Annotated in this window: 12 protein-coding genes; all 12 read left to right on the plus strand. The window is 46.2% G+C overall.

What is annotated here, in order from left to right:
• The first annotated feature begins 116 nt into the window (after window positions 1-116).
• Window positions 117-1,478 (plus strand): S-layer homology domain-containing protein, encoded by a 1,362-nt coding sequence (locus Q8865_05455; GenBank protein MDP4152875.1) that lies wholly within the window; start codon window positions 117-119, stop codon window positions 1,476-1,478.
• Between the two features lie 103 nt (window positions 1,479-1,581).
• Complete coding sequence (locus Q8865_05460) at window positions 1,582-2,496, plus strand: Ig-like domain-containing protein (GenBank protein MDP4152876.1); 915 nt, start codon at window positions 1,582-1,584, stop codon at window positions 2,494-2,496.
• Window positions 2,496-2,837, plus strand: coding sequence for a PF13754 domain-containing protein (locus tag Q8865_05465; protein MDP4152877.1), 342 nt, complete (start codon window positions 2,496-2,498; stop codon window positions 2,835-2,837). Before Q8865_05460 ends, Q8865_05465 begins: the two co-directional genes overlap by 1 nt.
• A complete protein-coding gene (locus Q8865_05470) occupies window positions 2,827-3,093 on the plus strand; it encodes a hypothetical protein (GenBank protein ID MDP4152878.1) in 267 nt (88 codons plus the stop codon). Before Q8865_05465 ends, Q8865_05470 begins: the two co-directional genes overlap by 11 nt.
• The gene (locus Q8865_05475; GenBank protein ID MDP4152879.1) at window positions 3,083-3,271 is read left to right on the plus strand and encodes a hypothetical protein; all 189 of its coding nucleotides are present in this window, start codon (window positions 3,083-3,085) and stop codon (window positions 3,269-3,271) included. Before Q8865_05470 ends, Q8865_05475 begins: the two co-directional genes overlap by 11 nt.
• Before the next feature lie 93 nt (window positions 3,272-3,364).
• Window positions 3,365-3,922 carry a phage scaffolding protein gene (locus Q8865_05480; protein MDP4152880.1) on the plus strand — a complete coding sequence of 186 codons (558 nt, stop codon included), beginning with the start codon at window positions 3,365-3,367 and terminating at the stop codon, window positions 3,920-3,922.
• 19 nt (window positions 3,923-3,941) lie between these two features.
• The gene (locus Q8865_05485; GenBank protein ID MDP4152881.1) at window positions 3,942-4,892 is read left to right on the plus strand and encodes a phage capsid protein; all 951 of its coding nucleotides are present in this window, start codon (window positions 3,942-3,944) and stop codon (window positions 4,890-4,892) included.
• A 12-nt stretch (window positions 4,893-4,904) separates the two neighbouring features.
• Window positions 4,905-5,072 (plus strand): hypothetical protein, encoded by a 168-nt coding sequence (locus Q8865_05490; protein ID MDP4152882.1) that lies wholly within the window; start codon window positions 4,905-4,907, stop codon window positions 5,070-5,072.
• Window positions 5,073-5,086: 14 nt separating this feature from the next.
• The gene (locus Q8865_05495; protein MDP4152883.1) at window positions 5,087-5,467 is read left to right on the plus strand and encodes a hypothetical protein; all 381 of its coding nucleotides are present in this window, start codon (window positions 5,087-5,089) and stop codon (window positions 5,465-5,467) included.
• Window positions 5,461-5,811, plus strand: coding sequence for a hypothetical protein (locus Q8865_05500; protein MDP4152884.1), 351 nt, complete (start codon window positions 5,461-5,463; stop codon window positions 5,809-5,811). The genes Q8865_05495 and Q8865_05500 overlap by 7 nt, the downstream gene beginning before the upstream one ends.
• The gene (locus Q8865_05505; protein MDP4152885.1) at window positions 5,811-6,167 is read left to right on the plus strand and encodes a hypothetical protein; all 357 of its coding nucleotides are present in this window, start codon (window positions 5,811-5,813) and stop codon (window positions 6,165-6,167) included. The genes Q8865_05500 and Q8865_05505 overlap by 1 nt, the downstream gene beginning before the upstream one ends.
• Window positions 6,157-6,585: a hypothetical protein gene (locus Q8865_05510; protein MDP4152886.1), complete on the plus strand. Its 429-nt coding sequence runs from the start codon at window positions 6,157-6,159 to the stop codon at window positions 6,583-6,585. Before Q8865_05505 ends, Q8865_05510 begins: the two co-directional genes overlap by 11 nt.
• Window positions 6,586-6,618: the final 33 nt, after the last annotated feature.

Below are 6,618 nucleotides of genomic sequence, written 5' to 3' on the forward strand. Positions count from 1 at the left end.
TGAAGAAGCTGCTACAAGCTATTTGAGAAATTTAAAATTATATTTCGCAAAATGCGATGGAGAATATTGACAAATGATTTCCTATACTGTAAAATCATGGGGTATGGGGGGCGCGTATGAAGAAGTTTACAGCATTTATTCTGACGATATCGGTTTTGATAGCATCACTGGCAACATGCGCCGGGGCAGCTTATGAAAAAGATGTTAATGTCGCATATATCAGGATCGCAAAGCAGTTAGTTGAGAGCGTGGACGTTAGCAAGATAAGTGACGACGCTTCTTTCAAAGTGGATACAGACGAATATAATGGATATAAATTAGAAGATACGGATAAAGATGGTGTCTTAGACAGCTTTAAGAGTATCGATAAAATTTCGGGTATCATAAAAGCATACTGTCCATTTGAATTATCAGGAATTTTATGCAATTTTAGTACAAATTTCTTAAGGAAAGGAAAAATAAGTAGTGCATTTTACCGTATCGATATTTCTGATGGATTGCACTTAAAGGATGCAGACAGCAAAGCAAAAGAAGTGGCAGATGACGTAAAAGCAAAAGCAAAGTCGCAGAGAGAAATGGTTACGTTAGTTAATCAGTGGCTTGTTGATAATGTATCATATGCGACTGATTATAATGATTTTATTGCACCGTATGATTGCAAGGAAGCATATGGGGCATTATGTGAGCATAAGGCAGTTTCTATAGGATATACTTTAGCATTTAACATGATTTTAAAGAAACTCGGAATACCAGTGGTGAATGTGACAGGGCACACTGCGGATACTGATGCAGACCATTCGTGGAATGAGGTTTATGTAGACGAGCAATGGTTATTTGTTGATGTGGCATTTGATGATTTGAAGGCAGACGGATATTCTGACGAGGACAAAAAAGCACACCAGCAGGATTGTCTGATGCTGACAAAAGATCAGTTTTACAATTCATCTAAAGTAGTATCAGAAACTGATAATGTTGTGGAGAAAGCAAAGGATATATTCTACAAAAACTGTGTTGACGATGAAGCGAATGAACTGAAAAGCAAAGGATTGTTTAGCGGCGACAGCACGGGGTTCAGACTGGATGACGGACTTACACGCGCTGAAATGGCAGTTATGCTTGCAAGAGTCAATGGCGGGACACAGGAAATAGAAAAAAACAGCGAATACTACGCTTGCAAGTGTGTATTCACTGATGTGCCTGACTGGGCTAAACCTTATGTGGGGTATTGCGCGGACAAGGGACTTATAAACGGCATAGGGGATAATCTATACGGCTCTGACAATAAAGCGAATAAGCTTGACTTTCTTACCGTTATACTAAGGGCAAATGGAGTAACAGATGGATATGACTACAACACATCCGACGTAAAGGCTGTAGAGTTAGGATATTTAAGTTTGGAAAGAGCAGCGTTTCCCGAGTTGTCAAGGGGAGACGCGGCAAATATAACATACAATATACTGCAAATAAGAATAATGTAATCTCGGTCAAAAGGGGCGTTTTAAATCAGCCCCTTTTAATTTTGATAAAAACACTTGTGAAAGCAGGTGTTTTTTTATTTTCTCAGGAAAGGAGTGTAAAACCATGGCGATCCAAACAGTTAAAGCAACGGTCAACGGAGCTGAATACAGCCTTACGTATAACTCGACTTCGGGCAAGTGGGAAGCTTCTTTGACCGCGCCGAGCACATCCTCTTATACAAAAAGCGGCGGATATTACGGCGTTAAGGTAGTCGCCACCGACACTGCCGGAAATGCCACGACCGTCGATCAGACAAATGGCACTCTCGGCACCAGCTTGCGGCTCGTTGTAAAAGAAAAGGTCAAACCGACGATCACCATCGTGAATCCCGGTGCAGGTTCCTATATTACCAACAACAAGCCGAGCATCACGATCCAGCTAAGGGACAATGACAGCGGTATCAATATTTCTACACTGTCTGTCAAGGTTGACAGCGGGTCAGCAGTCACCAATACTTCGACTGGAGTTACCTGCACGTCCGTAAGCGGTGGATATGATGTTACTTATGTCCCGCAGACGGCGCTTGGCGACGGCGCACATACCATTACTGTCAATATCAGCGATAATGACGGCAACGCCGCGGATGCTGCGACAAGATCCTTTACTGTCGACACCCTGCCACCTTCGCTGAATGTTAGCACACCGGCTGACGGACTTATTACCAACGTTTCTGCCGGAACTATCGCAGGCACCACCAATGATGAACTGTCCAGCCCCGTTACGGTCACAATCAAGCTCAACAATGTCGACCAGGGCACTGTTACGGTTTCGAGCGGTTCCTTCAGCAAAGCGGTCACCTATGCCGAGGGCACCAACACCATCATTGTCACTGCGACCGATTCACTCGGTCAGGCAACCACTATCACTCGCACCGTTACCCTTGATACGGTTCCACCGACGATTTCCGCTATCGAACTTGTGCCTAACCCTGTTGACGCTGGAGCGACCTATATCATTAAGGTCACGGCGGCAGGCTGATGGTGACGTCGATCACAGGCAGAGCGGACAGCTTTGACCTGGTTTTTAAGAAGAATCAGCTGGGACAGTGGGATGCCACTGTCCCGGCTGACCTCTCCGACGGCACTTATGTCGTGGAAATCTGGGCGCGGGACGAATGCGGAAACATTGCCTATTATACAGCCCTGCTCTATATGTACGAGGGCTGTGTTTTTAAATTGGAAATATTCGATGAATTCGAGGCGCTTATCTATGACGCGTTTTCCGCTAAACTCGAAGCTGATGCTTTCGAGGCTTTGATGCAGGACAGTAGATTTTCTGTGCGCTTTTCTGAAAGAGTGGTGAAAGAAAGTGAATGCTGAATTTATTTTCGGCGAGAGCAAATACATCGACTTTGTTATAAGTTGCAGAACCATTAGCGAGTTTTCCATCTCTTCCGCCGAATTTGAACTTATTGATGACTGCGGAACAGTTGTTGCCAGCGGGAACTGCCTCATAGACCAGCATACCGTTTCTGCTTTTATTTCGCCATCCTCAAGAGGAAGGTTCATACTCGAATTAAGTTACACTATACCGCCTGAAGAACGGAAAGCGCGGGTGTTTGTAAATGTCATATAGCACTGCTCCCATCATTACGTTCGCGGAACTTACGCCGAATCCGGTCAGTGCCGGTGCGCCTTTTATTATTAAAATATCCATTGAGGAATGTACTTACGGCAGGCTTGAAACTTATACCCATGCGCAGCTTGAACCTTACACTTACGGTCAGCTTGAAAGCGAGAAACTGAAGGGCTGATTACCGCCTTTTTGGTACTGAAGGCGTAAAAGAACAAGACGAATGATACTGGACTGAACCAGGTGAAAAAATGAATTTGAAAGGAACTCATTTATGAAAAAAGAGGATTTTTTAACACTAGGGCTAGATGAGAAAACCGCTCAGAAATGCGCTGATGCATCTGCGGAAGAACTTAAAGGTTTTATTCCGAAAATTAGATTCGATGAAGTAAACGAATCAAAAAAACAGCTTGAAACCTTGAAAAATTCCGCTGTAGACACAGAGCCCCTTAAAAAGCAGATAACAGAACTTGAAACCCGCATCGAGGCGGAGAAAGCATCCTTTGAAGCGAAGGTAAAACAGATGAAGATCGACAGTATAGTTGAAAGATCTTTGACGGCGGCTAAGGCTAAGAGCACTGTTGCAGCTAAAGCGCTTCTTACTGATTTCCTAGAAAATGCCGAGCTCGAGGGCGACAATATCAAAGGACTGGATGAGGAAGTAAAAAAACTGGCTGACTCGGAAGATACACGGTTTTTGTTTGGCACCGAGAGGACCACACACGGATTAAGAGGCGTAGTTCCCGGCGAAAAAAAGGACGGCCAGCCCGGTACCGCTAAACCTGCGTCACTTACCGACGCGGTCAAATTGCATTTTCAATCAAATGAATAAATGAAAGGTGGATTTTTAAATGGCAGTTACATTAGCTCAAGCGAAGCTTGATGTTCAGGATGACCTTGAAGTCGGGGTCATCGATGAATTCGCAAAAAGCAATTTCCTTTTCAACAACTTAACATTCGACGACTGTGTTTCCCCAACAGGAGGCGCGACTCTTACTTACGGCTATACAAGGCTGATCACCCAGCCCACCGCGGCTTTCCGTGCCGTCAACAGCGAATATGCCCCACAGGAGGTCACGAAACAGCGTTATACCGCCGACCTTAAAATTTTCGGAGGTTCTTTCCAGATCGACCGCGTGCTCAGCAATATGGGCGGCATCGTTTCTGAAACCACACTCCAGATGCAGCAGAAGATCAAAGCAGCTTCCGCTCTATTCAACGATACCGTTATCAACGGCGACTCCGCTGTCGACGACAATGCTTTTGACGGCCTTGAAAAGGCGGTTACCGGCTCATCTACGGAGCTTATTCCAGACGCCGCAATAGATCTTTCTACTTCTGCGCTTGTTGACACCAATTACAAAGAGTTCCTCGATATACTCGATGAATTTCTGATGGGACTGGACGGCACACCCTCATTCATCGGCGGTAATACGAAGCTTATCGCAAAGATTCGTGCCTGCGCCAGACGCGCCGGAATGTATCAGGTCACAAAAGACAATTTCGGCAAACAGATCGAGACTTACGGCGCTGTTCCGCTTGTCGATTTCGGCGCTAAGCCCGGCACTAACAATCCTGTCGTTGCAACAAACGCTTCCGGCGAAACTTCACTCTTTGCCGCAAGACTGGGGCTTGACGGTTTCCATGCCGCCTCAATTGCAGGCGTTTCACCGATCCGTTCATGGCTTCCAGATTTCAAAACCTCCGGCGCCGTTAAAACGGGTGAGGTCGAAATGGTCGCAGCTGTTATACTTAAAGCCACTAAAGCGGCAGGCATCCTCCGCAAGATCAAAGTTCAGTAAGGACGTGGTCGAATGGCTAAAATTTTCGCGCCCAACAAGGATTTTTCGGGTATTTCTGCCGGCGTCGCCTTTATAAACGGCGCCGGCGAGACCTCTGACCCCTATATTGCCGACTGGTTTAGGGCGCGCGGCTATCGCGTGGAAGAAAAGTCTAAGAAAAAAATAAAGGATGCTGAGTAAAGGATGTGATTCAAATGCTGGAAGATGTGAAGGAATTGCTTGCCGCTTTTGGCTATACCTTCGCCCCTGCCGACGAATGGCTACTAGGCTATGTCATCAAAAAGGCTGAAAATCATGTCATGGATGAATGTGGCATCCTTGATGCAGACTCTTTTAAGCCTGAACTTCAGTGTATTGCCGAGGATCTTGCCGCCGCTGAATTCCTGTTTAGCAAAAAATCAACGGGGCAGCTTGAAGGCTTTGATTTTGACACCGCTGTCAAACAGATCGAGGAGGGGGATACCACTGTCGAATACGCCGACATTACGCCCGAAACCCGAATGGACGACCTTATCGAGTCCATGCGCGAAAACGCAGAAAAGAGGCTTACTGCCTACAGGTGCATCAAATGGTGAATCATCTTGAAGCGTTATGGAAAGGCGTCTGCACCATTACGGTCAGAAATGAAACCGTTGACCCCGTGACAAAAAGGACCGTCTTCCTCCCTGAAGATATTGTTCGGGACGAGCCGTGCAGGATCTCTTTTAAAACCTTTGCGCAAGCTTCCGAATCCGGCACGGGAAACAAGATCGTCCAGATCGTGAGTTTATTCCTTGCCTCCGATATAAGCGTTCCGGCAGGCTCTAAGATCACCGTCACCCAGAACGGCAGAACCAATATCTATAAAAACAGCGGCGTTCCCGCCGTTTTTAGCACACATCAGGAAATCACACTCGAGCTGTTTGAGGGGTGGGCGTGATGGCATGTGATTTCTCTGAGCTTAAAAAGCTTGAAAAAAAGATTTTAAAGATGCAGGACAAAGAGGCACAAAAGTTTTTTGAGAGCGCCGCCGGGGACATTGCTCACGAACTTGCAGAAAAAAACATGCCGGCAGCGGCAAAACCAGTCGCTGTAATCAAAAAAGGCAATGTCTACACGGCGGAGGTGGCAGCTTCTGTTTTGACCGACGAGGAGTATGGCCACAAGTCGGACGGCAAATGGATTCAAGGAAAGTTCAATCTGAAAACTGCCGAACAGCAGACTGCCTCCGCTGCATCAAAATTACTTCAAAACAAGCTTGCCGCCTTGATGGAGGGATGTTTTAATGGTAAATAAAATCATTGACGGAATTTCCGTAAAACTAAACCGTACGTTCGGGGACGGCTTTCGGATATACAGCAGTCCGGTCGAACAGGGCTTTAACGAGCCCTGTTTTTTTATTATGCCGCTTACCCCGTCACAATCCCCGCTTATCGGCAACCGCTTCTTAAGGCAGCACCCCTTTGACATCCATTACTTTCCCGCCGATAAGAACGACTATGGGGATATGAATGAAAAAGGCGGGGATATGTATGCAGCACTTGAGTATATCACGCTGCTCGACGGCTCCGCTGTCCGCGGAACCGCCATGAAATATGAGATCGTCGACGGAGTGCTTCATTTTTTTGTAAGCTTTGACATGATCGTTCTGCTGGAAGATGATCCCGGTGAACCGATGGCTGATCTGAACGCCAAAACAGACGTGAAAGGATGATTTTTTTGGCAAATAAACCGGAAGAAACTAAAA

Source organism: Bacillota bacterium (assembly GCA_030705925.1).
Classification (GTDB): Bacteria; Bacillota; Clostridia; order Oscillospirales; family Feifaniaceae; genus JAUZPM01.